Annotated in this window: 25 protein-coding genes and 1 tRNA gene; 22 read left to right on the top strand and 4 right to left on the bottom strand. The window is 37.9% G+C overall.

From position 1 onward, the window contains the following. From C5L23_RS08055 to C5L23_RS08010, 10 genes are all read left to right on the top strand, one after another. Positions 1–663, top strand: a 663-nt coding sequence (locus tag C5L23_RS08055; protein WP_133264666.1) for an amino acid ABC transporter permease, incomplete at its 5' end; no start/stop codon positions are given. A gap of 108 nt (positions 664–771) precedes the next feature. Continuing rightward, on the top strand, positions 772–1,569 hold the full coding sequence (locus C5L23_RS08050; protein ID WP_010008675.1) for a TatD family hydrolase: 798 nt from the start codon (positions 772–774) through the stop codon (positions 1,567–1,569). Continuing rightward, a complete protein-coding gene (gene rnmV / locus C5L23_RS08045; protein ID WP_010008673.1) occupies positions 1,562–2,131 on the top strand; it encodes a ribonuclease M5 in 570 nt (189 codons plus the stop codon). Before C5L23_RS08050 ends, rnmV begins: the two co-directional genes overlap by 8 nt. 1 nt (position 2,132) lies before the next feature. Next, a complete protein-coding gene (gene rsmA / locus C5L23_RS08040) occupies positions 2,133–3,011 on the top strand; it encodes a 16S rRNA (adenine(1518)-N(6)/adenine(1519)-N(6))-dimethyltransferase RsmA (protein WP_133264664.1) in 879 nt (292 codons plus the stop codon). Between the two features lie 93 nt (positions 3,012–3,104). Continuing rightward, positions 3,105–3,338, top strand: a complete 234-nt coding sequence (locus C5L23_RS08035; RefSeq protein ID WP_010008671.1) for a Veg family protein — start codon at positions 3,105–3,107, stop codon at positions 3,336–3,338. Positions 3,339–3,413: 75 nt separating this feature from the next. Then, positions 3,414–4,277, top strand: coding sequence for a metal ABC transporter substrate-binding protein (locus tag C5L23_RS08030; RefSeq protein ID WP_133264662.1), 864 nt, complete (start codon positions 3,414–3,416; stop codon positions 4,275–4,277). Between the two features lie 110 nt (positions 4,278–4,387). Continuing rightward, positions 4,388–5,221, top strand: coding sequence for a pur operon repressor (purR, locus tag C5L23_RS08025; protein WP_010008667.1), 834 nt, complete (start codon positions 4,388–4,390; stop codon positions 5,219–5,221). Between the two features lie 4 nt (positions 5,222–5,225). Next, on the top strand, positions 5,226–6,602 hold the full coding sequence (gene glmU / locus C5L23_RS08020; RefSeq protein ID WP_010008666.1) for a bifunctional UDP-N-acetylglucosamine diphosphorylase/glucosamine-1-phosphate N-acetyltransferase GlmU: 1,377 nt from the start codon (positions 5,226–5,228) through the stop codon (positions 6,600–6,602). A gap of 185 nt (positions 6,603–6,787) precedes the next feature. Beyond that, positions 6,788–7,636 carry a fructosamine kinase family protein gene (locus tag C5L23_RS08015; protein ID WP_133264660.1) on the top strand — a complete coding sequence of 283 codons (849 nt, stop codon included), beginning with the start codon at positions 6,788–6,790 and terminating at the stop codon, positions 7,634–7,636. Between the two features lie 35 nt (positions 7,637–7,671). Continuing rightward, entirely contained in the window at positions 7,672–8,169 is a 498-nt protein-coding gene (locus C5L23_RS08010) for a hypothetical protein (protein WP_010008665.1), read from the top strand. Positions 8,170–8,243: 74 nt separating this feature from the next. Here the strand turns inward: C5L23_RS08010 and C5L23_RS08005 are convergent. The 4 genes from C5L23_RS08005 to C5L23_RS07990 form a co-directional block, all read right to left on the bottom strand. After that, positions 8,244–8,315: transfer RNA gene (locus C5L23_RS08005), tRNA-Glu, on the bottom strand. An 84-nt stretch (positions 8,316–8,399) separates the two neighbouring features. Further along, positions 8,400–9,110, bottom strand: a complete 711-nt coding sequence (locus C5L23_RS08000; protein ID WP_240034444.1) for a 2-keto-4-pentenoate hydratase — start codon at positions 9,108–9,110, stop codon at positions 8,400–8,402. A 120-nt stretch (positions 9,111–9,230) separates the two neighbouring features. Next, entirely contained in the window at positions 9,231–10,271 is a 1,041-nt protein-coding gene (locus C5L23_RS07995; RefSeq protein WP_010008663.1) for a branched-chain amino acid aminotransferase, read from the bottom strand. Positions 10,272–10,352: 81 nt separating this feature from the next. After that, the gene (locus tag C5L23_RS07990; RefSeq protein WP_010008661.1) at positions 10,353–11,510 is read right to left on the bottom strand and encodes a PTS sugar transporter subunit IIC; all 1,158 of its coding nucleotides are present in this window, start codon (positions 11,508–11,510) and stop codon (positions 10,353–10,355) included. Between the two features lie 355 nt (positions 11,511–11,865). Between C5L23_RS07990 and priA the strand changes: the two genes are divergently transcribed. The 12 genes from priA (at position 11,866) to C5L23_RS07930 (ending at position 24,632) form a co-directional block, all read left to right on the top strand. Beyond that, a complete protein-coding gene (priA, locus tag C5L23_RS07985) occupies positions 11,866–14,289 on the top strand; it encodes a primosomal protein N' (RefSeq protein ID WP_010008659.1) in 2,424 nt (807 codons plus the stop codon). 125 nt (positions 14,290–14,414) lie between these two features. Beyond that, entirely contained in the window at positions 14,415–15,380 is a 966-nt protein-coding gene (gene fmt / locus C5L23_RS07980; protein ID WP_010008658.1) for a methionyl-tRNA formyltransferase, read from the top strand. Beyond that, complete coding sequence (gene rsmB / locus C5L23_RS07975) at positions 15,377–16,723, top strand: 16S rRNA (cytosine(967)-C(5))-methyltransferase RsmB (RefSeq protein WP_133264656.1); 1,347 nt, start codon at positions 15,377–15,379, stop codon at positions 16,721–16,723. Before fmt ends, rsmB begins: the two co-directional genes overlap by 4 nt. 34 nt (positions 16,724–16,757) lie before the next feature. After that, entirely contained in the window at positions 16,758–17,501 is a 744-nt protein-coding gene (locus tag C5L23_RS07970; protein WP_010008655.1) for a protein phosphatase 2C domain-containing protein, read from the top strand. A gap of 8 nt (positions 17,502–17,509) precedes the next feature. Continuing rightward, positions 17,510–19,420 carry a Stk1 family PASTA domain-containing Ser/Thr kinase gene (pknB, locus tag C5L23_RS07965; RefSeq protein ID WP_010008653.1) on the top strand — a complete coding sequence of 637 codons (1,911 nt, stop codon included), beginning with the start codon at positions 17,510–17,512 and terminating at the stop codon, positions 19,418–19,420. A 91-nt stretch (positions 19,421–19,511) separates the two neighbouring features. Continuing rightward, positions 19,512–20,408, top strand: a complete 897-nt coding sequence (gene rsgA, locus C5L23_RS07960) for a ribosome small subunit-dependent GTPase A (RefSeq protein WP_133264684.1) — start codon at positions 19,512–19,514, stop codon at positions 20,406–20,408. Between the two features lie 52 nt (positions 20,409–20,460). Next, complete coding sequence (gene rpe / locus C5L23_RS07955) at positions 20,461–21,126, top strand: ribulose-phosphate 3-epimerase (protein WP_133264654.1); 666 nt, start codon at positions 20,461–20,463, stop codon at positions 21,124–21,126. Beyond that, positions 21,116–21,763: a thiamine diphosphokinase gene (locus tag C5L23_RS07950; RefSeq protein WP_010008649.1), complete on the top strand. Its 648-nt coding sequence runs from the start codon at positions 21,116–21,118 to the stop codon at positions 21,761–21,763. The genes rpe and C5L23_RS07950 overlap by 11 nt, the downstream gene beginning before the upstream one ends. A gap of 34 nt (positions 21,764–21,797) precedes the next feature. Continuing rightward, positions 21,798–22,112: a thioredoxin gene (trxA, locus tag C5L23_RS07945; protein WP_010008647.1), complete on the top strand. Its 315-nt coding sequence runs from the start codon at positions 21,798–21,800 to the stop codon at positions 22,110–22,112. Between the two features lie 92 nt (positions 22,113–22,204). Beyond that, positions 22,205–22,405, top strand: coding sequence for a 50S ribosomal protein L28 (rpmB, locus tag C5L23_RS07940; RefSeq protein ID WP_010008645.1), 201 nt, complete (start codon positions 22,205–22,207; stop codon positions 22,403–22,405). Between the two features lie 155 nt (positions 22,406–22,560). Continuing rightward, positions 22,561–22,920: an Asp23/Gls24 family envelope stress response protein gene (locus tag C5L23_RS07935; protein ID WP_010008643.1), complete on the top strand. Its 360-nt coding sequence runs from the start codon at positions 22,561–22,563 to the stop codon at positions 22,918–22,920. A gap of 8 nt (positions 22,921–22,928) precedes the next feature. Then, on the top strand, positions 22,929–24,632 hold the full coding sequence (locus C5L23_RS07930; protein ID WP_010008642.1) for a DAK2 domain-containing protein: 1,704 nt from the start codon (positions 22,929–22,931) through the stop codon (positions 24,630–24,632). Positions 24,633–24,635 lie beyond the last annotated feature (3 nt).

Raw genomic sequence — 24,635 nt, 5'->3', positions numbered from 1 at the left:
ACAAGTGACAATAATTCAGTACTTGGTTTGTTAAAGACTAATCGAAAGGCCTTCATTGATGGCTTGATTGAAACGATTAAGTTAACAGTACTCGCTATTATTTTGGCTTCTATCTGGGGTATTTTCTTAGGTATTCTAGGTATCAGTGAAACAAAGTGGTTGCGCGGCGTATCCACAACGGTGATTTATATTTTCCGTGGGTTACCTTTGATGGTGTTGGCATTCTTCATCTATATTGGTTTACCAACAGTTATTGGTACCAAGGTACCAGCCTTCTTAGCAGGAATTATCACTTTGGTATTGAATGAGGGTGCTTATACAGCAGCGTTTGTTCGCGGTGGTTTTGAGGCAGTTGAAAAGGGTCAAATGGAAGCAGCACGATCATTAGGTTTGCCATATGGTAAAGCGATGCGGAAGGTCATTGTTCCGCAAGGGTTGCGGATTATGGTACCGAGCTTTATTAACCAATTCATTATTACGTTAAAGGACACGTCTATTTTATCAGCGATCGGGTTGTTAGAATTGACGCAGACCGGAACCTTAATTGTGGCACGTAATTCACAAGGCTTCAGAGTGTGGGCAATCATTGCGGTGATGTACTTGATTGTCATTACATTGTTAACATGGTTAAGTAATTGGGTAGAAAAAAAGGTTAGAAATTAGATTTTTTACATCAAAAGGCTGATACAAAATAGCGATCAGTCTTTTTATTTGTTATGATAAAAAAGTCGCATGCTATACTAATTAAGATAAAATTTTTTGGAGGTAGAAATGGCAATTTATAATTCAAATAAAAAGCTAGTTGATGGATATGATACACATACGCATTTGAATGATGACCAGTTATTTCATGATGTTCCTGCATATATTGGGCGAGCGCACGAATTTCGTATTATGGAAATGAATATTGTAGGGTTTGATGCACAAAGTAATCAACGCGCTTTACAAATAGCTGAGGCACATGAAGGTGTTTACGCTGTCCTAGGTTTTCAACCAGAGGATACGAATGATTTTAGTGACGCAGCTGCGCAAACTCTGGGTGAGCAGATAAAAAATCCTAATGTTGTTGGTGTTGGAGAAACGGGCTTAGATTATTATTGGGATACAGCATCACATGATGTCCAAAAGGCAGCGTTTGAAAAACATTTGGCATTAGCTAAGGCAGCTGATTTACCAGTTATAATCCATAATCGCGATGCTTTTAGTGATGTCTACGATATAATTAAACAATCTGGTATTACTAAAGGTGTGATGCACAGCTTTTCAGGTACCCCTGAACAGGCACAAAAATTTATTGATTTGGGTATGCATATTTCATTTAGTGGAGTTGCAACATTTAAAAAGGCGCAGGAAGTGCGCGATGCTGCTAAAATCGTACCGCTAGATCGTATTTTGGTAGAAACTGACGCACCGTATCTTGCACCAGTACCATACCGTGGGAAGCAAAACGAACCAGCATTTGTGAAGTTTGTATTAGATAGTTTAGCTGAAACACTTGACATACCAGTTGAAAAACTAACAGATATTACACGAACAAATGGTCACCGTCTGTTTTTAAATCATGAATAAGCCGTTAAAGATACAGGAAATAATTGTTGTTGAAGGCCGATCGGATACCCAAAATTTAGCGCGTGCAGTTAATGCTGATACAATTGAAACCGGTGGTAGTGCCATTAACTCAGAAACGATTGACAGAATAAAATTAGCCATGCAGGAGCGAGGCGTTATTGTCTTAACAGATCCTGATTTCAATGGTAATCGTATCCGTCATATCATTACGCAACACGTACCAAACGTGTGGCACGCTTACATTACGCAAGATGAGGGACGCGCTGCTAAAGATAATCCACATAAGTCATTGGGTGTTGAGCATGCATCGCCAATTGTTTTACAAAGAGCATTGGCATCTGTTGCGCATCATCAAATGACAAATACCGCAATAATTGATATGGATATTTTGCAGGCATTAGGTCTTGTTGCCGGTACCCAAGCTAAAGCAAGGCGTAGCTGGTTAGGCGATGAATTGCATATCGGTTATAGCAATGGTAAACAATTGCAAAAACGTTTGCAGCAATATAATATTGATGCACAACAATTGAAAACAACAATGGCGCAATACGAGGAGACTTGAAATGTCAAAGAACATTGATATTGCTAATCCAACACGGACACAAGCAATTCTAAATCAATATGGTTTGCATGCTAAAAAGAAATTTGGACAGAATTTTTTAACAGATGTGAATGTTTTACATGATATTGTCGATATTGCTGATATTACATCAGAAGATTATGTCATCGAAATTGGGCCAGGTATTGGTGCCTTAACAGAACAATTAGCACGTAAAGCAAAAAAAGTATTGGCTTTTGAAATTGACGAACAGATGGTTAAGGTATTAGATGATACCTTAGCGCAATATGACAACGTTCGTGTGATTCATCAAGATATTTTAAAGGTTAATTTACCAGAAATGATTAGCCAGGAATTTGAACCAGAAGCATCAGTTAAAATAGTTGCTAATTTACCTTACTATATTACAACACCTATCCTGACGCAGTTGCTACATGCTGATTTTAAATGGCAAAATATTGTGGTGATGATGCAAAAAGAAGTAGCTGATCGACTTAATGCTGAAATTGGAACTAAAGCATACGGTGTACTAACATTGACCATCCAATACTTTGCGCAAGCACATCTAGCACGGAAAGTCTCGGCCAATGCGTTTAACCCGGCGCCAAATGTTGATAGTGCTGTGGTTAAGCTAGTACCAGTTAAACCAGTGGTCGAAGTTGATAATGTTGATAAGTTATTTACACTGATTAAGCAAAGTTTTGCGCATCGTCGTAAGAGCCTTTGGAATAATTTAGTACAGGCCTATGGTAAAGATGATCGTACTAAAACTAATATTCAATCTGCATTATTAAAAGCAGAGATAGATCCAGGTATTCGGGCAGAAAAATTGAGCTTAGCTGAGCTTTCACATCTGTATATCGCATTACATGCAAATAAGTGATACGTTATAAATATTCGTTATTTTAAATATTTTTGCATTTTTTTTCTAATCGTTGTATAATAAACTTGGTTTATATACGAAAGGTGGTATAAAATGCCAAGTAGTTTACAAGATATTAAACAAAAGCTTGATAATCGCGTTGGTGATAGCATCAAAGTGACAGCTCAAGCTGGTCGAAAGAAAATAACAGAGCGTTCGGGTGTTTTACGCGAAACTTATCCTTCATTATTTGTTGTTGAATTAAATGATAGTGCAAAGTTCGATCGTGTATCGTATAGCTATACTGACGTTTTGACAAAAAATATTGATATCACTTTTGCTGATTAATATAGTGAGTGGGCCTTCGGGCCTATTTTTTGTGAAGAGAAAGCCCAAATGATGAAGAACTTGGAGTATTAATTTATGCATAAGCAAGTCCTCTATGCGATTTTGACTATCCTATTAGTGTTTATTGGCGCAATGCTCGTTTTTATCCGTTTAGTCGGTGATACTGCGAGTCCGGTCAATCAAAAAATTCGAATTGTTACGACAATTACTGCTTACCAGCAGGCTGCACAACAAATTGTTGGCGATACTGGGAAAGTGACATTATTGCCTACTGATGTTCAGGAGTGGGGCGCTAAAGATAAAGAACAGTTAAAGAAAGCAGATATTATACTGGTTGACCATCAAGATGATCAGGATACATTAATAGCACAATATCGTAATTGGCAACTACAAAGTAAAATTATTGCAGCAAATCAAATTATTACTGATAATGACTTTGATAACTTGTGGGTAAGCCCATTAACCACTAAAGCTTTGAGTGATAAGCTCACCACGACGCTAAGTGACATAGATCCTAGAAATCGTGATACGTATGTTAGTAATGATAATCAGTTAAATACTAAGTTATCCGTATTAAATACACAATTGGCGACATTGGCTAAGAAAAATAAAAATTTAAATTATATTTCACTTAGCGATGATTGGGATATTTTATTTAGTCAGTTAAATGCACAACGTGTGCTTAAAAAAGTGAGTCACCAATCGTCATCTACTTTATTAGATGAAGCAAAAGATTACATCGACGATGATAAGGTTGATTTTGTCGTGATGCCAAATCAGCAAAATAATACAACAAAACAACTCGTCAAGCTGGCAAATAGCCATAAAATACCGATCATTACCATTAGTTATCCTAAAAATCAAAGTGAAGATATTTTGAATTGGCAACAGCAGAATTTAAATAAAATACAAAATATGATAAATAATCTAAAAAAATAATTAAATCCGAATGTTCGGCGTTTAATAGTGATATACTAATAAGTAATTATAAAAAAATTAGGAGGATTAATGGATTTGGTTAAGAATTAACGAATCCATTAAATAGAATTATGAAAACACGTCGATCTGATCGATTAGTTGATATGGCACGTTATATGTTGGAAAGACCACGTCAATTAGTTTCTCTATCATTCTTTGCCAAACGATATGAATCTGCAAAGTCATCGATATCAGAAGATTTATCAATATTAAAGCGGACATTCCAAGAACGTGGCACAGGATTGCTTGAAACAATTCCTGGGGCAGCTGGAGGAGCGCGTTTTGTACCTTACATGTTACAAGACGAAGCAGAAACATTTATTGAAGATATTCGTCAATTAGTTGATGATGAGACGCGCGTTTTGCCTGGTGGCTATGTCTATTTGTCAGATTTATTAGGGCGACCAGATATTTTAAGACAGGCTGGTCGTTTAATTGCAACACAGTATTTGAAAGATAATATTGATGCTGTGATGACAGCGGCAACTAAGGGTATTCCCTTAGCACAATCTGTTGCTGAACAGTTAAATGTACCTTTTGTCATTGTTAGAGATGATGCCAAGGTGACTGAGGGACCAACAGTTAGCGTGAATTATTTAACAGGGTCATCCAAACGTGTTGAAAAAATGGAATTATCAAGACGTTCGCTTAAAACTGGTTCTCGTGTTTTAATTGTGGATGATTTCATGAAAGCTGGCGGAACTATTCAAGGGATGCAAACTTTGGTTGGAGAATTTGATGGAACAGTCGTTGGAACAGCTGTATTTGCCGAAGGGCGATCAATGAATCGACTACTGGAGCGCTTTACATCCTTACTACATGTTGATACCAATTTAAGCGCTAATACACCTATTTCAGTAACTGCTGGTAATTTTCTAAAAGAGATATATAAACAAGAGGCTTAAATCAATGACTAATCAAGTAAATGTGATCATATTAGCTGCGGGTATGGGATCACGAATGAAATCAGAAATTCCCAAAGTATTACATGAAGTAGCTGGGAAAGCGATGATTGATTGGGTTTTAGATGCTGTCACACCAATCCAACCCAATCAATTAATTACAGTTATTGGGACTGGTGCGGAACGTGTTGCTGATCATATGGGTGACCACAGTAAATTTGTATTGCAAAAGCAACAACTGGGGACAGGACATGCTGTTCGCCAAACTGAAGATGAACTCAAAAATGAAGATGGTGTTACATTAATCATGTCAGGTGATACACCAATGTTTCAAGCAGATACGTTGAAGGATTTTATTCAGGCACATAAACAAACCAATAATGCGGTAACTGTTTTAACTGCTATTGCAGATGATCCAACTGGTTATGGGCGTATTGTCCGTGCAGATGATAATACTGTTTTAAAAATTGTTGAGCAAAAAGATGCTAGTGTCACAGAGCGTCGTATTCAAGAGATTAATACAGGGGTTTATATATTCGATAATCACTTATTGTTTGAGTCATTAAAACAGGTGACAAATGATAATGCGCAAGGAGAATATTATTTACCTGATACATTAGATATTTTAAGAAAATCTGGGCATCATATTGGTGCGCATGTGCTTAAAGACTTTTCGGAATCAATGGGTGTTAACGATCGTGTCGCGTTGGCTAAAGCTAATGCGGTGATGCGTCAACGTATTAATCATCGTTTAATGACACAAGGTGTTGAACTTGTTGATCCAGATAATACTTACATTGACGCAACTGTTGTTATTGGTAAAGATACAATTATTGAGGGTGGCGTATCTTTGTTAGGACAGACAAGCATTGGTCATGATACGGTGATTACGCAAGGGTCACGTCTAAAAGACAGTACAGTGGGTAACGAAGTTGTGATTACTGCTTCTCATTTGGAAGAAGCGGTTGTTGATAATCGTGTCACCATTGGTCCTTATGCCCACTTAAGGCCACAATCACATTTGGCAGATGATGTTCACATCGGTAACTTTGTGGAAACAAAGCAGGCTACTTTAGGTAAAGGCAGTAAGGCTGGTCATTTATCATATGTTGGAAATGTTGAGATGGGTCAAGATGTTAATGTTGGGGCTGGTACAATTTTTGTAAACTACGATGGTGTGAATAAATTTACTTCCGTTGTTGGGGACCATGCGTTTATCGGTTCTAATACAAAAATTGTAGCGCCAGTTCATATTGGTACACAAGCCATCACTGCAGCAGGCTCAACTATTACTAATGATGTGCCAGAGAAGGCGATGGGCATTGCTCGATCGAAGCAAATGAATAAAGATAATTTCTGGTCAAGAATGCCACATAAAAAATAAGTTTGCAGACTTTTTCATTTAACGTTAGAATGAATTTAGGTAGGTGAAAGGATATTTTATGACAAAGATAGCATTATCAAAAAGGATAATAATCATTGTTATGGGGATTTCTTTTGCCAAAATTGCAAATCAAGCAGTTATTACAGGTTATATGTAGTAGCTGCTTTTTATTTTGGAGGTATCAAATGACGGTAACCGAAGATTTTTTAACACGATTGAATATTCAAAACATACATGATGTTGTGCCTGTTCGTGGTGGAGATATTAATGAAGCTTATTCATTGTATTCCGGCACGCAACATTATTTCTTGAAAGTTCAAAAGCAACATCCAGCATCATTTTTTGATGTTGAAATAGCTGGATTAACAGCATTATCCCAAGTTGTCAGAACACCCAAAGTTATTGCCAACGGCGAAATCCGTGGGGATGCATATCTCATTTTGGAATGGATTGATCGTGGTAAGAGCGACCAGGGTGCGTTGGGACGCACTGTAGCAAATTTACATCAAAAAAAATCGGATAACGGTCTATTTGGTTTTGACGTTGATAATTTAAATGATACAGTGCCAAAACATAACGACTGGCAAAAATCATGGGCAGAATTCTTTGTCACACAACGATTAGATCCCCTGATGGCACAAGCTAAGAAGCAAAATTCTTGGTTAACACAAAGGGGTAACCACTATGAGCAGCTAAGAGAAACAATTCTTCAAGATGACCACGCTCAAACGGTGCAACCATCATTATTGCACGGCGATTTATGGTCTGGTAATTTTATGTTTGATCGCTTAGGAACACCGATTTTAATCGATCCAAATTCATTTTATGGTGATCGTGAATATGATATTGCAATTTCACAAGTCTTTAGTGGTTTTAAACCGGCCTTTTATGAAAGCTATGAAGCAGCATATCCATTGGACTCGGGTTTCCAAACACGTGCGAACTGGTATAAATTCTATTATATTTTGATGCATTTTGTACGATTTGGCGATATTTATGCACCACGGGTTGATCGGTTATTGGCAACGTTTTAAATTATGGTAAAATAATTCACTAGAGGGTATGAATCATGATGATTTCTGGTGAACAGATACAGACAAATATTGTTGATGAAGTTTATTATAAACAAACATTGATTAGCGATGATACTGAAACAATTCCATTGGATCAACTTTTTTCAGTGGTTGACGCACATATTGAAGATGAACATTTTATGCAAGTAACGCTTGATATTAATGAGGGCAGTGCAGCGGGTGGTACAAATTTAAGTATTGAAACTAATTTTATTAATTTACCACTGCGTTATAAAAATGCTTTACGTAAATTAATTTGGGTAGATAAAACAAGTGATATTAATCTATATATGATTATAGAAAATGAATTTGTTAGTCAGTCTAATTTAAAAATAGCGTTAGCAAGTTCAGTATCTGCATATCAGGATGATGCAGAAAGCGTGAAGGCTAAAATATCGACATGGTTTACAGAACAATTGCAAAATATTGCACAAAATAAAAAGCAGTCCGAAGAAGTAGCTGAAGCGGACAAAGAAGACGACAGTGAGAAATAAACACTGTCGTCTTCTTTATTTGCTATCAAAATAAGCAAACAAAAAAGCCAGAACCGAAGTTCCAGCTTTTTTAGTAGCTCGTGAGAGAATCGAACTCTCGATTCCGCCGTGAAAGGGCAGCGTCTTAGCCACTTGACCAACGAGCCATGGTCAATTACGTTGTTCGTATTAAACAACTATATTAGAATACCATGGCTATAGTAGGTTGTCAACACTTTTAAATTAATTATTTATTTAACATGCAAAATAGTTGTTTGAGTGAGTGGACCACTGAACTTTGCCTCATACTCACCTTTAACGAGTTTTGGTGGTACGAAAAATGTTCCAGCGGATATGGTATCTCCAGGGTTAATCTGTTTGCAAGTTTGAGCTAACTTTTTAACTAACCATTGCAAAGCATGAAGTGGATTGCCCAATACTTCTGTTGCATCACCACTCGCAATGAGCGCACCATTATGATAAGTATCAACGTGAATGTCTTTTAAATCAGCTACTGTTAATGTATTACCATCAACCTGTATACCACTAACAATGTAACCACCCACAGCTGCATCACTAACGACTAGATATTTATTCAAAGTCGGAAACCAATCTTTAAAACGCGCATCGGGTACTTCGATACCACCACTCATAAAACTGTTCTGTAATAGTTCTGCGAGATCCATGTCTGTTGTTAAAGTTTTCTTAGCTGTGAAAACGAGCTCAACTTCAATTAATGGTTCATTTAAATTATCTAAAGAAACATTGGCGGGGTGAGTGAGTACTCTGGAAGCAACTTGTTGACCATACAATGGTTCGTTAGTATTGAACATTTGTTGGGTTGTATCACTTGTTAATGATACTTTATAGCCGGTGATACGTTCATTTTTCTTTTTTAGTAGCGCATCTTGTATGAGATAGCCGGTATTAAAATTATCAACCGTATTTTGCCAATCGGTCATATCTAACGCTACATTATTAAGATAGGCCTGATATAAGGCGTTAACTAATTGTGCTTGTTTTGTATTAAATCCCAGAAACCATAAGGTGACCTACTTTCTTTTTACAATTGTATTGCGTGCTTAATCTAATGGGACATCAACTGTCCAGCCTTCAGGACCTTCTTGTTCGCCAAACTGAATGCTGACCAAACGATCATATAACTTTTGAGTCTGTGGGCCCACTTCTGTTTCAGAATAGAAGACGTGCTTATCACCATTATGGGTGATAGAACCAACTGGTGAGATAACTGCGGCTGTTCCCATTGCGCCAGCTTCAGCAAATTCATCCAAGTCATTAATACTAATTGCTGTTTCTTCTGGTTGCATACCAAATTCTTCAGCTAAAGCTAAGAGTGAGTATTTTGTTACTGATGGCAAAATTGAGGGTGACTTTGGCGTCTTGAATTGACCATCTTTCGTAATACCAAAGAAGTTAGCTGAGCCTAGTTCTTCAATAAATTCATGAAGACGAGGATCTAGATAAACGACATCAGAATATCCGGCTTTGTGGGCTTCGTGTCCAGGCAACATACTAGCTGCATAATTACCACCAGCTTTAGCTTGACCAGTACCACCATGGGCTGCACGATCATATTCATTGGTAACATAAGCAGTTGGTGTTAGGCCACCTTTATAATAAGCACCAACAGGTGTTGCAAAAATAGTGAAAACGTATTCTGAAGCAGGATGAACACCAACAACAGGGCCTTGACCAATCATAAAGGGGCGTAAGTATAGCGTGGCACCACTACCGTAAGGTGGTATGAAATCAGCATTTGCTTGAACAACTTGCTTAAGTGCTTCGACAAATTGTTCTTCAGGAAATTCAGCCATCATGAGTCGTTTGGCAGAACGGTTTAACCGTGCTGCGTTCATATCAGGTCTAAAAAGGTTAACACCACCATCAGGACGACGATATGCCTTTAATCCTTCAAAAATTTGTTGACCATAATGAAGGCCGGTAGCAGCTTCGTGAACAGGAATTGTAGCTGAAGTCTCTAATGCGCCAGCAGACCACTTACCATCTTTATAGTAAGCACGATAGCGATAAGGTAATTCATGATAGGCAAAGCCTAGGTCATTCCAATCAAAATCTTCTGGTTTAACTTTTGCTGATGTCATAATATATTCCTCTATTCTTATTAATTTATTTAATATTACTCGTTTAATTTTAATTTTTCAAATCATTTTCTATGATTACGCTTAAACTTCTTCTAGGTGTAGGTCGTTGGGTTTTGTTTGACCAATGGTTTGTAAGAAACGATAATAAATAAATGATAGTATTGCTGGTAAAACAATACCAAATACGATGAGAATAAGTAGTTTATTTGGTGTAGATGTTAATGTGAGTGGCGCGATGAAACTGTTGAGACCTAAACCACCGATTGTATACGGTACTTGAAATTGAAATACGACGACTGCAATACAAGACATGACGGCGGCAATTACTAGTGGACCAACAGCAAGAATTGGTCGTTTAAGTAAATTGGGAAACTGAATCTTGGGTGTCACGATTGTTTGTGCAATATTAGCACCTAAATTATTTTGCATGGGTGCCATTGCAGCGAAGGCAACGAAGGCGACTGTTGTTCCAATAAGCGCAGCACCGGCACTCATTGGATCTAACTGAACAGCAATAGCTAAGGCGGCTGAAGAGGCTGGCGTCATTAAGAAAATAAACCAAGCAACCGATACAATGATAGCACCAAGAATTGGATTAACTTGCATGGTATTTGCTAATGTTTTAGACACTGCATTTAAAGCGGGTGTTACGACGGTAGCTAACCCAAGCCCGACAACGGAACCAACTAATGCTGAGGCCAATGGGACCAATACCATATCTAAGGGTGTTTTTCCTGTTAACCACTTACCAATAACGGCAGCAACTACAGCAGCTAAAACGGCTGAAATGGGTTGACCAGATGTGAGAACTGCGGAACCTGCTGGCAAAGCATGACTACCAGAGGCAACCCATCCAGTGGCCGTACTTGCGCCTGAAATTGGTGCAGCAGTGAAATAGATGGCGTTGGAACCAACAGTGGCGGCAATCATACTAGCACCAGTTACTAATGTTGATGTCCGAAGCATAACGGCAACGGCCATCCCCAAAGCAGGTGCTAAAAGTTTTTGGCCTTGGATACCAGCCATTTGTAAGGCAGGCCAGTGGAGTTGCTCACCAAGCATCGCTAATAGCAAGCCCATGCCCAATACAGCTAAAATTGTATTAGATACGCCTTGAGATACAGAATATACCCAATCACGAACACGCATTTTTTCTTCTGGGCGTGTTAACGGCCCGGTACCTGGCTGTAATTCTTTGGGATCAGGACGATCCGAGTGCTTCTTGTATGAATTCTTCATATTGTTCTCCCATATTTTTTAGAAATAAAAAACGCGCTAGTTTTAATAACTAGCACGTCTAAATCACATTTAAACATTAACAGCACATGCTAGCCACTACCTTTTGAGTGGCTGCATAAGCAAATAGATCAACCACTGTTTGTCAAATAATAATGACAATAATGTTGACCACAATAATTGCTGTGAAATTGTTAGCGTTTAAATATGACATCAGATTATTCCTTTTGTTAGTGTATCGATATTATGACATGATTAGTATATTATGTCAATAATCTAATTTAATATATGTTTATTTTAATGTTGAATTGAAATGCGTAAACTATAAAAAATAATACGCCTTTGTTAAAATAAGAATATGACAAATACTTTTGCACAAATCATTGTCGATGTGCCGGCAATGCAAACGAATCATCCCTACACATATTTAGTACCTGAGCATTTAAAATCTGTTCTGGCTGCTGGTATGCGAGTTGAAGTTCCCTTTGGACATCGGCAAGTTTTGGGGATTATTGTTGGCATAAGTGCACAATTACCAAAAGATGTATCAGCTAGCAAATTGAAAGCAGTAACGCGAGCACTAGATTTAGCACCGGTCTTAAATACCGAATTATTGAATCTATCACGGTATTTAGCAGAAACAACTTTTGCTTTCCGTATCTCAATTCTAAAGACAATTTTGCCAAATGCACTGAAAGCTGACTATAAGCACTATATCCGTTTAGTAGATGAGGTAGATAATCATATTCGCACAAAAATATTTAAGGATCTAGATGAAATTCCATTTAATCCACAACAATTTTCAGATGATGAACTCGTTATTTTAGCCAGACTACGTCGTCATAATCAAATTGAAATGCGTATTGAAGTACAGGATCGCGCTAAAATCAAAACAGCGGTAGCTTATCAATTCAGTGAAGATGCTGAATTGTTAGAAAATAGTTTATCGGAACTCAAGCAAAATGCTAAAAAACAACAACAACTTCTGTCTTTTATTATGGGACATTTAGGTGAAACTTGGTCCAAACATGATTTGCAACAAAAGTTGGTGATTGGTGATTCAGTTTTAAAACAAGCGCTTAATAAAGAATGGTTGACCAAAGTGCAAGTTGAGCAGTTACGGGACCCATTAAAAGCAATGACGATTGATCACGTCAAGGCGTTAACATTGAATGCAGAGCAACAAATGGCGTATGAGAAAATCTGTCATCAATTTGATCAGCAGCGTTATCAACCTTTCTTATTGGAAGGTATTACAGGTTCTGGAAAAACAGAAGTTTACTTACAAGTTGCTCAACATGTGTTAAAAAATAACAAGACCGTATTGTTTTTGGTACCAGAAATTGCTTTGACACCACAAATGGTACGCCGAGTAAAAGGAAGATTTGGTCATCAAACAGCCATTTTACATTCAGGTTTAACTGATGGTGAGCGATATGATGAATGGCGTCGCATTGAACGAGGAGAAGCCACAGTTGTTGTTGGCGCGCGGTCAGCTGTTTTTGCACCTTTAAGTAATATTGGTTTAATCATTGTCGATGAAGAACATGAAACGACATATAAGCAAAACGATAATCCTCGTTATCATGCTCGAGAGGTTGCGTTGTGGCGTGGTCGATATCATCAAATACCTGTCATATTAGGTAGTGCAACACCAGCTTTAGAAACACGAGCACGAGCACAACGTGGTGTGTATGAATTGTTGCGTTTGACACAACGTGCAGGCGGAGCACAATTACCACATGTTGAGGTCATTGATATGAAAGAAACGTTAGCGAGTGGCGAAGAAACTAACTTTTCTGATGTTTTACGAGAAAAATTGGCACAAAGACTTGAAAATAACGAACAAACCGTATTGATGTTAAATCGGCGAGGATTTTCAAGCTTTGTGATGTGTCGTGATTGTGGGTATGTGCCCCGTGATCCTAATTGTAATTTAGCGATGACTTTGCATATGGATTCACATTCATTAAAGTGTCATTACTGTGGACATGAAGAATCTATTCCTCATACTTGTCCTCAATGTGGGTCCAAACGTATTCGTTATTATGGCACGGGAACGGAAAAGGTAGAAAAAGAATTACTTGATTTATTTCCACAAGCTCGGGTTATTCGTATGGATCAAGATACAACACGCAAAAAGGGTAGCATGGATCGTATGTTGCAACAGTTTGGTCGTCATGAAGCAGATATTCTACTAGGCACACAGATGATTGCTAAAGGTTTAGACTTCCCTGACGTGACACTTGTTGGTGTGCTTAATGCAGATACAGCGCTCGGGTTGCCAGATTTTCATGCCAGTGAACGCACTTTCCAACTATTGACACAAGTGAGTGGTCGAGCAGGTCGAGCCCAAAAACAAGGTGAAGTCGTGGTGCAAAGCTTTAATCCGCAGCATTATGCCATACAACTTGCTAAGAACCATGATTATCCTGGATTTTATCAAAGAGAAATGGCAGTTCGCCATGCCGGACGTTATTCACCTTATTACTTTATTGCTCAAATTCAAGCCAGCCATCAAGATGAGAATCAGGCCAGTATCCAATTGACCAAGGTGGCGCAGTGGTTGAAAAAGCATTTGCAACAACAAGCAGTTATCTTAGGCCCAACACCAAAACCAATTGCTAAGATGCGAAATCGTTACTATTTTCAAATTATTTTAAAGTATAAAGATCAACAATTGGTTGATAACTTACTTCATGTTTTACAAGATAATGCACAAAAGGTGACAAAAAAGGGATTGCAATTGAGTATTGATAAGGAACCAATATCATTTATGTGAACAATGGTAATTAAAAAACAGTTGTCTGGATTATTTGTTATAATGGAAACTGTTTTGTACATTTTATTAAGAAGTTAAGATATCAACACATTATCCAACCTACAGTGGTATGAAAAAGGAGAATTATGACATATTCAGTTGTTTTTATGGGAACGCCACAATTTGCTGTACCGATACTTGAAGCGCTAATTCAAAGTGCAGATTATCAAGTTAAAGCGGTTGTAACACAGCCAGATCGCCCGCAAGGCCGAAAACATCAATTAGTCGCAAGTCCAGTAAAGGTAGCCGCATTGGCACACGATGTTCCCATTTTACAACCTGATAAAATGCTACATTCTCCTGAAATGGCCGAAATTATTGCCTTACAACCTGATTTTATTATCACAGCAGCATTTGGTCAATTTCTACCAACAGCGTTATTAGCTGCGGCTAAAATTGCGGCAGTTAATACACACGCTTCATTGTTACCGAAGTACCGCGGTGGCGCACCAGTACATTATGCCATTATGAATGGTGATGAAGAGACAGGTGTTTCAATTATGTATATGGTCAAAAAAATGGATGCTGGCGATGTCATTGATCAGGTAAAGGTTCCAATTTTGTCATCTGATAATGTGGGCACTATGTTTGAGAAATTGAGTTTTGCGGGTCGTGATTTGCTAATGGACACATTACCTAAAATAATCACGGGCCAGATTCACCCAAAGCCACAAAACGAGGCGTTAGTCAGTTTTTCTCCGAATATTACGCATGAACAGCAGGCACTTAATTTTGAAAAAGAAACAGCACAAGCACTTGATTGGCATGTGCGTGGCTTATATCCAACGCATCCAGCTTATACTGTTGTGGATAAAAAACGTATGAAATTAATTGATGTGACACCTTTAGATATCACAACAACTTTATTGCCAGGACAAGTTGTCATAAAAAATAAGAAGCAGTTTTCAGTAGCTGCAGCTAACGGTACTGTTCTACAAATTAATGCACTACAACCAGCCGGGAAACCTAAAATGTTAATTCAAGATTACTTAAATGGTGTTGGTAATCATTATGACGTTAACGATGTATGGGCGGAGAATATTGAATTATGAAAATACAGACAAATAACCCACGCGTACTAGCCGTTCAAACTTTAGCACGAGTTAAAGATGGGGCTTATTCCAATTTACAATTGAACCAGGTTATTAAAAAACATGACTTGTCCGATGCTGATCGGCGCTTATTAACAACCTTGGTTTATGGTGTTATTCAGCACAGATTAACGTTGGCATATTGGTTAGAACCATTTGTTGCTAATAAGAAATTGGATGATTGGGTTCGCGAACTACTGTATACAGCGCTATTTCAAATGCAATATTTGGATAAGATCCCACAACATGCTGTATTTAACGAGTCAATCGAAGTAGCTAAAATCTTAGGACATGTTGGTATCCGAAAGTTTGTGACTGGCATTTTGCATGATATATCACGTAAAGGTTTGCGTGATATATCAGCTATAGAAGATAATATTGAAGCATTATCTGTTAAGTTTAGTTTACCTATTTGGCTAATTAAAACATTGATTGAACAAAATGGTTTAACTGAAACGCAAAGTATGTTGGCGACAATTAATGATGTTCCTCGCCAAAGTGTTCGTGTGAATACGGTGTTATCGAGTGTAGATGATGTTACTCTATCATTAGAAAACGAAGGTTTTTCTGTTAAAAAATCTGAAGTTGCACGAGATGCATTAGTGATTAGTGGCGGTTATGTTGCAGGAACAAAAGCGTACCAATCAGGCTGGATTACTATTCAAGATGAAAGTGCGATGCTCCCAGTTGAAAGTTTGCAGTTAAACCAGCATGTGAAAACAATATTGGATGCTGCAGCTGCGCCTGGTGGAAAAACAACACAAATGGCACAGATGATATCATCTGAGGCAAGTATTACAGCACTCGACATTCATCAGCACAAAGTCAAGTTAATTCAAGATAACGCTAAACGGCTTGGCGTTGGTGATCGTGTAGAGGCACTTAGTTTAGATGCACGAGATGTGCCAAGTCATTTTGCGCATCAGCAATTTGATCGTATTTTGGTTGATGCACCGTGTTCGGGACTAGGGCTATTGCGCCGAAAGCCAGAAATTCGTTATGATAAAACATTAGCCGATGTTAACCATTTGGCTGAATTACAATTGGAAATTTTATCCGCTGTTAGCCAAAATCTAGCAAAAAATGGTATCATAGTTTACAGTACTTGTACAATTTTGCAACAAGAAAATGACAATGTTGTTAATTTATTTTTAAAAGAGCATCCCGATTTTGAACTTGTACGGACACAAACAGCGCATAACTTGAAAGCAGATCGTGAAGAAATGACATTGCAAATATATCCGCATGATTATCATACGGACGGCTTTTTTGTTGCTACGTTTCAAAAGATTGATGTTGATTAACAATTGAGAATTAAAAAAGGTGCATGAATAAGATATGGAAGTAGCATATTTAACTGATCCTGGTAATAGAAAAGGTGATAATGAGGACTACGTTGGTGCTTTTCAAAACCAATCGGGCCTTTGGATGCTTATTGTAGCTGATGGTGTGACCTCAAATGAAGGTGGCGAGGTTGCCAGCGCAATGGCTGTTGAACACTTTGGTAATGCTTGGGAAAGTACCTCCATAGAAATGATGAAAGCAACGGTTGACTGGCTTAAAAATCGTGCTCAGTTAGAAAATGATGCAATGCTACAGGCGGGTGAACGTTTCCGAGATTTATCCCAGATGGCTACCACATTAATTATTGCGGTTATCTTTAATCAGCAGTTATTGTTAGCTAATTTAGGCGATTCAAAAGCGTTTCGTTTGCATGATAATCAACTGACACAACTATCATTTGATCATTCCCTAAAAAATGAATTATTAAGAACGGGTCGGATTACAAAAGCCGATGCTGAACAATTACCTAATGCCAATAGTTTAACGCGGTATTTAGGCGTAGATACACGTGTGGATCTTGAAATATCTCAGCACGAATTTTTGCCATCCAATATTTTACTATTAACATCAGATGGTATCACTAAGGTCTTGACTAAAGATGATATTAAAGCAACATTGAGTCAATATGATTTAACACTTGAGGAACGCGCTAATGCATTGGTTCAACAAGCTAATGATAATGATGTGCCAGATAACGTTACAGCGTTATTGTGTCAGCAACAAAATGAAAAGGATTAACGTCACTCATGTTACCGGATACACTCATTAATAATCGATATCGTATCATCAGGCCACTTGGTGGTGGTGGTATGGCAAATGTATATTTGGCGCATGATGAATTTTTAAATCGTGATGTCACTTGTAAATGTATGCGTCTTGATATGAAAGACGATCAAACACTAGTGAAACGATTTCAAAGGGAAGCCGTGGCTGCAACCGAGCTGGTTCACGATAATGTCGTCCAAATATATGATGTTGGTGAAGTCGATGGTTCCCAATATATTATTATGGAATACGTTGATGGCACTGATTTGAAATCATATATTGCCAATCATTTTCCCATACCTTATCAGCAGGTAATTGATATTATGCTGCAGGTTTTAAGTGCTGTTCAAGCAGCGCACGAAGCTGGTATTATTCATCGTGATTTGAAACCGCAAAATATTTTAATCGATAAAGCTGATAAAGTTAAAATTACCGATTTTGGTATTGCGGTTGCTAAGTTTGATCACACAATGACACAAACAAATACTGTTGTCGGTTCCATTCATTATCTTTCTCCTGAACAAACCAGAGGCAGTATGGCTTCTGATAAGTCTGATATCTATGCTTTAGGTGTTATTTTGTATGAGATGCTAACTAAAAAGGTGCCATATGAAGGGGAAACTGCGGTTTCAATTGCATTAAAACATGCGAATTCTGATATGCCGTCAGTGCGCGATTTTGATCCAAGAATTCCACAAGCATTAGAAAATGTGATTTTAAAGGCAACAACTAAATTACCTCAAAACCGATACGCTAGTGCGCAGGCCATGTTGGATGATTTACGTACAGCATTATCGCCACGGCGTGCTAATGAGCAGCGTTTTGTGCCGTTGTCTACTGAAGAAAATGAAACACGTATTATTCCGATGGATCAGATACAAAGCCAACTGCGAGATGGTGTGACTACCGAAACGGCTTTGAATAAGGATGATATGCCGATTCCAAAAACCGTGGATGATCAAATTATTGAATATGGCGCAAAAAATTATCATGTTAAGACAATTGCGAAGTTGGTGGAAAGAACGCCGAATTATGTGCGTGATGTTTTACGCAAACATGGTATTAAATTTAAAGATAGAAAACGTTGGCCATGGGTACTGGTATTAGGCCTTTTAATTGTGTTGGGTAGTGGTACAGTTTATATGGTTAATGCTTCTAATCGTGTTAATGTGCCTAATGTGGTTAATGACTCGCAGGCAGATGCAGAGCGTAAAATAAAAACGCTGGGTCTAAATGTGGGGACTGTTACACGGACAACGTCTAAGAGCATTACAAAGGGGCATGTGATTAGTTCTGACCCCAAACGTGGTGCACGTGCTTATAAGGATGATACAGTTAATTTAATTATTTCAACAGGTAGACAAAAAGTGCGTTTTGGTGATTATGTTGGCTCGGATTATGATACAATATCAACACAATTACGTGCTCAGGGATATAGTGTTAATAAAAAAGAAATTGCTTCTAATGATGTAGACGATAATAAAATTATCAATCAGTCTTTGAATGCAGATGATAAAGTAGATCCAACTGAGACGACGGTTGATTTTACAGTATCAACGGGCCCAGCTAAAATACAAGTACCTGATTTTACCGATTCATCTACAAGAGCAGATGTTGAATCATGGGCGACTGGCAATAATATTATTGTGAATTTTAATGAAGTTAATGATAATAAAATCGGTAAAGGGAAAGTCATTTCTCAATCGATTCGTGGTGGGTCAACGATTACTGTTAATGATACTTTGATGGTAACGATTTCATTGGGAACAGCATCTTCTTCAAGTTCCTCATCAAAATCGTCATCTTCAAGTAGCAGTGGTTCGTCATCATCGTCATCGGACGAAGATAGTTCCGATAGCGCATCAAATGATAACGATGATTCATCAAATTAAAAGACAGCGTATATGCTGTCTTTTCTTTTTATAAAGTAATTCATGATAAAATATAAAGCATGACATGGAAGGACAAAATGAGCTTGATATGATGAAAACAGGCCGAATTATTCAATCACTAAGTGGTTTCTATGATATTCAAAATGAATCAGGACAAATAGAAAGAACGCGCGCACGCGGCGAATTTCGCAAATCAAAGCAAAAACCTTTGGTTGGTGATTTTGTCGATTACGAAAGTCAAAATGATGAGGGACTCATTTGGAAAATTCATCCTCGCCATAATGCTTTGGTGCGGCCACCAGTTGCAAATATTGATTTGGCGGTTATTATTACTGCTGCTAAAGAACCCAATTTTGCAAATAATTTATTAGATCGACAACTTGTTGCTTTAGAAGCGGCACAAATTGTACCACTCATTTATTTTACAAAAACTGATTTACTCACAAATGATGAGTATGAAGATTTCAAATTAATCCAGCAAAATTATCAAAATATTGGTTATGAGGTTATATTGCCAGCACCACATCAACAGGATGTCGCTTTTAATCAATTAAAAGAACAATTACAGCATAAAGTGGCTGTTTTTATGGGACAAACTGGCGCTGGTAAATCAACTTTATTAAATCATTTATCACCTGAATTAGGATTGGAAACGGGTGAAGTTTCAAAAGCATTAAGTCGTGGAAAACACACAACGCGAAAAGTAAAGTTGATCCCGGTTGAATCGGCACTCATTGGTGATACACCCGGTTTTTCTTCTTATGAAGTCTTTGATTTTTCAGTTGATGAGCTAGATGATTATTTTCCTGAATTTGTAGCGGTGCGACAAAATTGTCAGTTTAGGGGATGTTTACATTTAAATGAGCCTCATTGTGCCGTGAAATCAGCCGTAGAAATTGGCACAATTGTACAATCGCGGTACAATAACTATAAGAGCTTTTATGACTTAATTAAATCACAGAAGCCAAAATACAAAAAACAAAAATAGCGTATCATTTAGACAGAAGCATGAATAAGTCGTTATGCTAAAGGAGACAACAATGTCAGGAATTATTTCACCTTCAATTTTAAGTGCAGATTATACAAATTTAGAGCGCGATGTGAAGCTCGTTGAAGCGGCTGGCGCAGAATACTTGCATATTGATGTGATGGATGGTCAATTTGTACCTGCTATTTCATATGGCCCAAACTGGGTTAAACAATTACGTCCAGAAACTGACTTGGTATTGGATGTTCATTTGATGGTCCAAAATCCAGAGCGATTTGTTGATGCATTTGCGGATGCTGGATCTGATATTATTGGTGTTCATGTTGAAGCAACACCACATATTCACCGTGCTTTGCAAATGATTAAGCAAAAAGGTGTAAAAGCAGAAGTTGTGATTAATCCGGGAACACCAGTTTCAGCTATTGAATCTGTTTTGCACATGGTGGATCAGGTACTAGTTATGACCGTTAACCCAGGATTTGGTGGACAAAAGTTCTTACCAGAAACACTTGAAAAGATTGAACAGCTAAAGACATTTAAAGAAGAAAAAGAATTGAACTTTGACATTGAAATTGATGGTGGTGTTAACGACAAAACAATCGCTGCAGCATACGAAGCGGGGGCCAATGTTTTTGTAGCTGGTTCATACGTTTATGATAAAGTTGATCCAGCCGCTAAGATTAAGTTGTTGAAAGCATTAACGAAAGATGCAGATTAATATATTAGCTGGTGGGCCAACAGAATTGTGGCCAGACAATATTTTTGAGGAACCAGGTCAATGGATTGGTGCAGATCGTGGGACATGGTATTTGTATCAGCATCAGGTACACATGAAGATGGCAGTTGGTGATTTTGACTCTTTAACGCTATCTGAATATCAAGAGTTACAGCAGCATTTTGTTGATACGCAAGTGATTCATGTAAAAGCTGAAAAAGATGAGACAGATACAGAATTAGCCTTGATGTATGCTCGAGATATGCAGCCTACTCATATTAAGGTATTTGGTGCCACTGGCGGTAGACTAGATCATTTATTGAGTAATTTATGGCAAATGGGTGATGAAAAATTTACCGTGATTCGAGAAAAAGTTACTTTTATCGATAAATGTAATGCTGTGAATTATTTTGGCCCGGGCGAGCATGTACTCATCAAGAATGATAAAACACGGTATTTGGGTTTTATGGCGTTAGCTAATATTAATGATTTTCATATTAAAGATGCAAAATATACGCTTGATTTAAATACAACACAACTGATGCCTAAAATGTGGTCCTCCAATGAATTTATCGGTGAGCAAGTGCATTTTTCACTCAAACAAGGTATCATTATGACAGTCCAAACATGTGATGTTTAAATGCAATTGACGCAATCTAGAAAGAAGGTTACTTATGACAGTAAAAGTAGTTGAAGACAGTAATTTTGAACAGGAAACAAATACAGGTGTAACAATTACTGATTTTTGGGCAACTTGGTGTGGCCCATGCCGTATGCAATCTCCTGTATTGGATGCACTATCAGGTGAGATGGATAATGTTAAGTTCGTTAAAATGGATGTGGATGCTAATCCCGCTACACCAGCTTCATTTAGTGTTCGTGCCATTCCAACCTTACTCATTAAAAAAGATGGTGAAGTGGTAGAACGATTGACTGGTTTCCATAATAAAGAACAGTTGGCTAATATTTTAGAGAAGTATACAGATTAGCTTGTTAATTGTGTTAATTTCTGGTAAAATTTAATATTGTTGTAGAAAGAGCTTTTAATTTAAAATAACTGGCTCGAGAAGGAGGGTCGAACATGGCAAAAGATGCTATTACAGGTGCACGTACACGTTTTGGTAACCAACGTTCACACGCGTTGAACTCAAGTCGTCGTAGCTGGAAGCCAAACTTGCAAAAAGTGACGGTTAAGATCAATGGTGGCGCACCAAAGAAGGTTTACTTGACGGCGCGTACTTTGAAGGCCGGACTAAAAAACGGTTCTATTGAACGTGTTTAAAAAGACCACCACACGGTGGTTTTTTTTATGCTTGTGAAAATTGTAATGTGATGAATGTATATTTTTTATTTATACATAACATTATGTTAAACTAATACCAAGTTGAACCTTTTAATAGGAGGAAAGTGCGTTCGTTTTCTTGCACAAGTTGAATAATGACAATTAAAATTAAAGTTAAAAATGGCGATATTGATATTGAAAATGATGTAATTGCAACTATCGTTGGTGGTGCTGCTATTGCAAATCCTGGTGTTGTCGGTATGGCATCTAAAGCAACTTTTCGAGATGGGATGAATCAAATTCTCAATCGTGAAAATTATGCTAAGGGTGTGTTAGTGCATCAAGACGATAACGGTATTAATGTTGAAGTTTATATTGTTGTTGAGTATGGCACAAAGTTGTCAGAAGTATCAAAATCAGTTCAAAATAAAGTAAAGTATAATCTAGACGCACTCTTGGGTATTCGCGCCACTGAAGTTAATGTTGTTGTTCAGGGTGTGCGTGTGAGTGACTAGGAGAATCCATGACAGTCGAAATGTTGACAGAAATTACCAATGTTGAATTTGGTAAAATGATTAACGCAGCGGCAGCCACGTTAGCTGCTAATGCAGAAAAAATTAACAAGTTAAATGTATTTCCAGTTCCTGATGGTGATACTGGTACCAATATGAGTTTATCAATGGCAAGTGGTGCGCAGTATGAGCGTGACGTATTAGAAACCGACATTAGTGCTTTAGCTAAAGCGACAGCAAAAGGTTTGTTAATGGGTGCACGTGGTAACTCAGGGGTTATTTTATCTCAGATTTTTCGTGGCTTTGCTAATAGTGTCGAAGGCAAACAAACACTTTCCGCACGTGATTTAGCGGATGCACTGATGTCTGGTGCACAGACGGCTTACAAGTCAGTAATGAAGCCAACTGAGGGTACGATTTTAACTGTTATACGCGAAGCGGCAGCACAAGCCAACCAATCAGCTAAAGAAACAGATAATGTTGTGGCCCTAATGGCTGACGTGACGCAAGCGGCACAGATCGCCTTGAATAAAACACCAGATTTACTACCTGTTTTAAAAGAAGTTGGGGTTGTTGATTCTGGTGGACAAGGACTCATGTTTGTTTTGCAAGCTTTCTATCAAGTATTAAGTGATAATTTTGATGAAGAAGCGATACAGGCACCGGATAATGCGGAACTTGACCAAATGGTTAAAAAGTTACATGCTGGTGCGCAAGCAGATGCTAATTTAAGTCCTGATGATATCGAGTATGGGTACTGTACAGAAATTATGGTACAGATCGGACAAGGTACAACCTTTGATCATGATTTTGATTATGATACATTTTATCAACATTTAGCACAGTTAGGTGATTCATTACTTGTGATTAATGATGATGAGATTGTTAAAGTACACGTCCACACAGAGAACCCTGGGGAAGTATTATCTTGGGGAACGCATTATGGCTCGTTGGTAAAAGTTAAGGTTGATAATATGCGTGATCAACAACAAGCAGTAATTGATGCACAACGCGCAGAGGAAGCTAAAAAGTCACGGTTACAGATGACTGCACCAGTTTCTGACACAGCAGTGATCACGATTGCAGCTGGAGATGGTGTTGCAGCGTTATTTAAAAGCTTAGGTGTGCATACTGTGATTTCAGGTGGACAAACAATGAATCCATCTACTGCAGATATCGTTACTGCAATTGAAAAAAGTGGTGCTAAAAAAGCGATTATCGTACCAAATAACAGTAATATCTTTATGGCTGCCGAGCAGGCAAAAGAAATTTCTGAAACACCAGTAGTCGTTGTTAAAACAAGAACAATACAACAAGGGCTAACAGCAATGTTAGGCTATAATCCCAATGCTGACTTATCAGATAATGCTGAAAATATGTTGGATATGATTGGTGATGTTAAGTCTGGTCAAATCACACATGCAGTGAGAGATACAACATTAAATGGTCAAAAGATTGCTAATGGTGACTATCTCGGCATTGTTGATGGTGAGATTGTTGTAAACAGTAATAAGTTGTTCACAACGGCTGAAAATACCGTAAAATCAATGTTAGATGATGAATCTGAGATTGTAACAATTATTTTTGGTGAACAAGCTAAAGCACGTGATGCTAAGAAGTTAGCTGAATTTATCCAGAGTATTGATGAAGATATAGAGGTCGAAGTTCATGATGGTGGACAACCGCTTTATCCTTTCCTAATTGCTGTAGAATAAAAA

The organism is Leuconostoc fallax (assembly GCF_004354645.1).
GTDB lineage: Bacteria > Bacillota > Bacilli > Lactobacillales > Lactobacillaceae > Leuconostoc_B > Leuconostoc_B fallax.
This window is presented reverse-complemented; position numbering and strand designations above follow the sequence as displayed.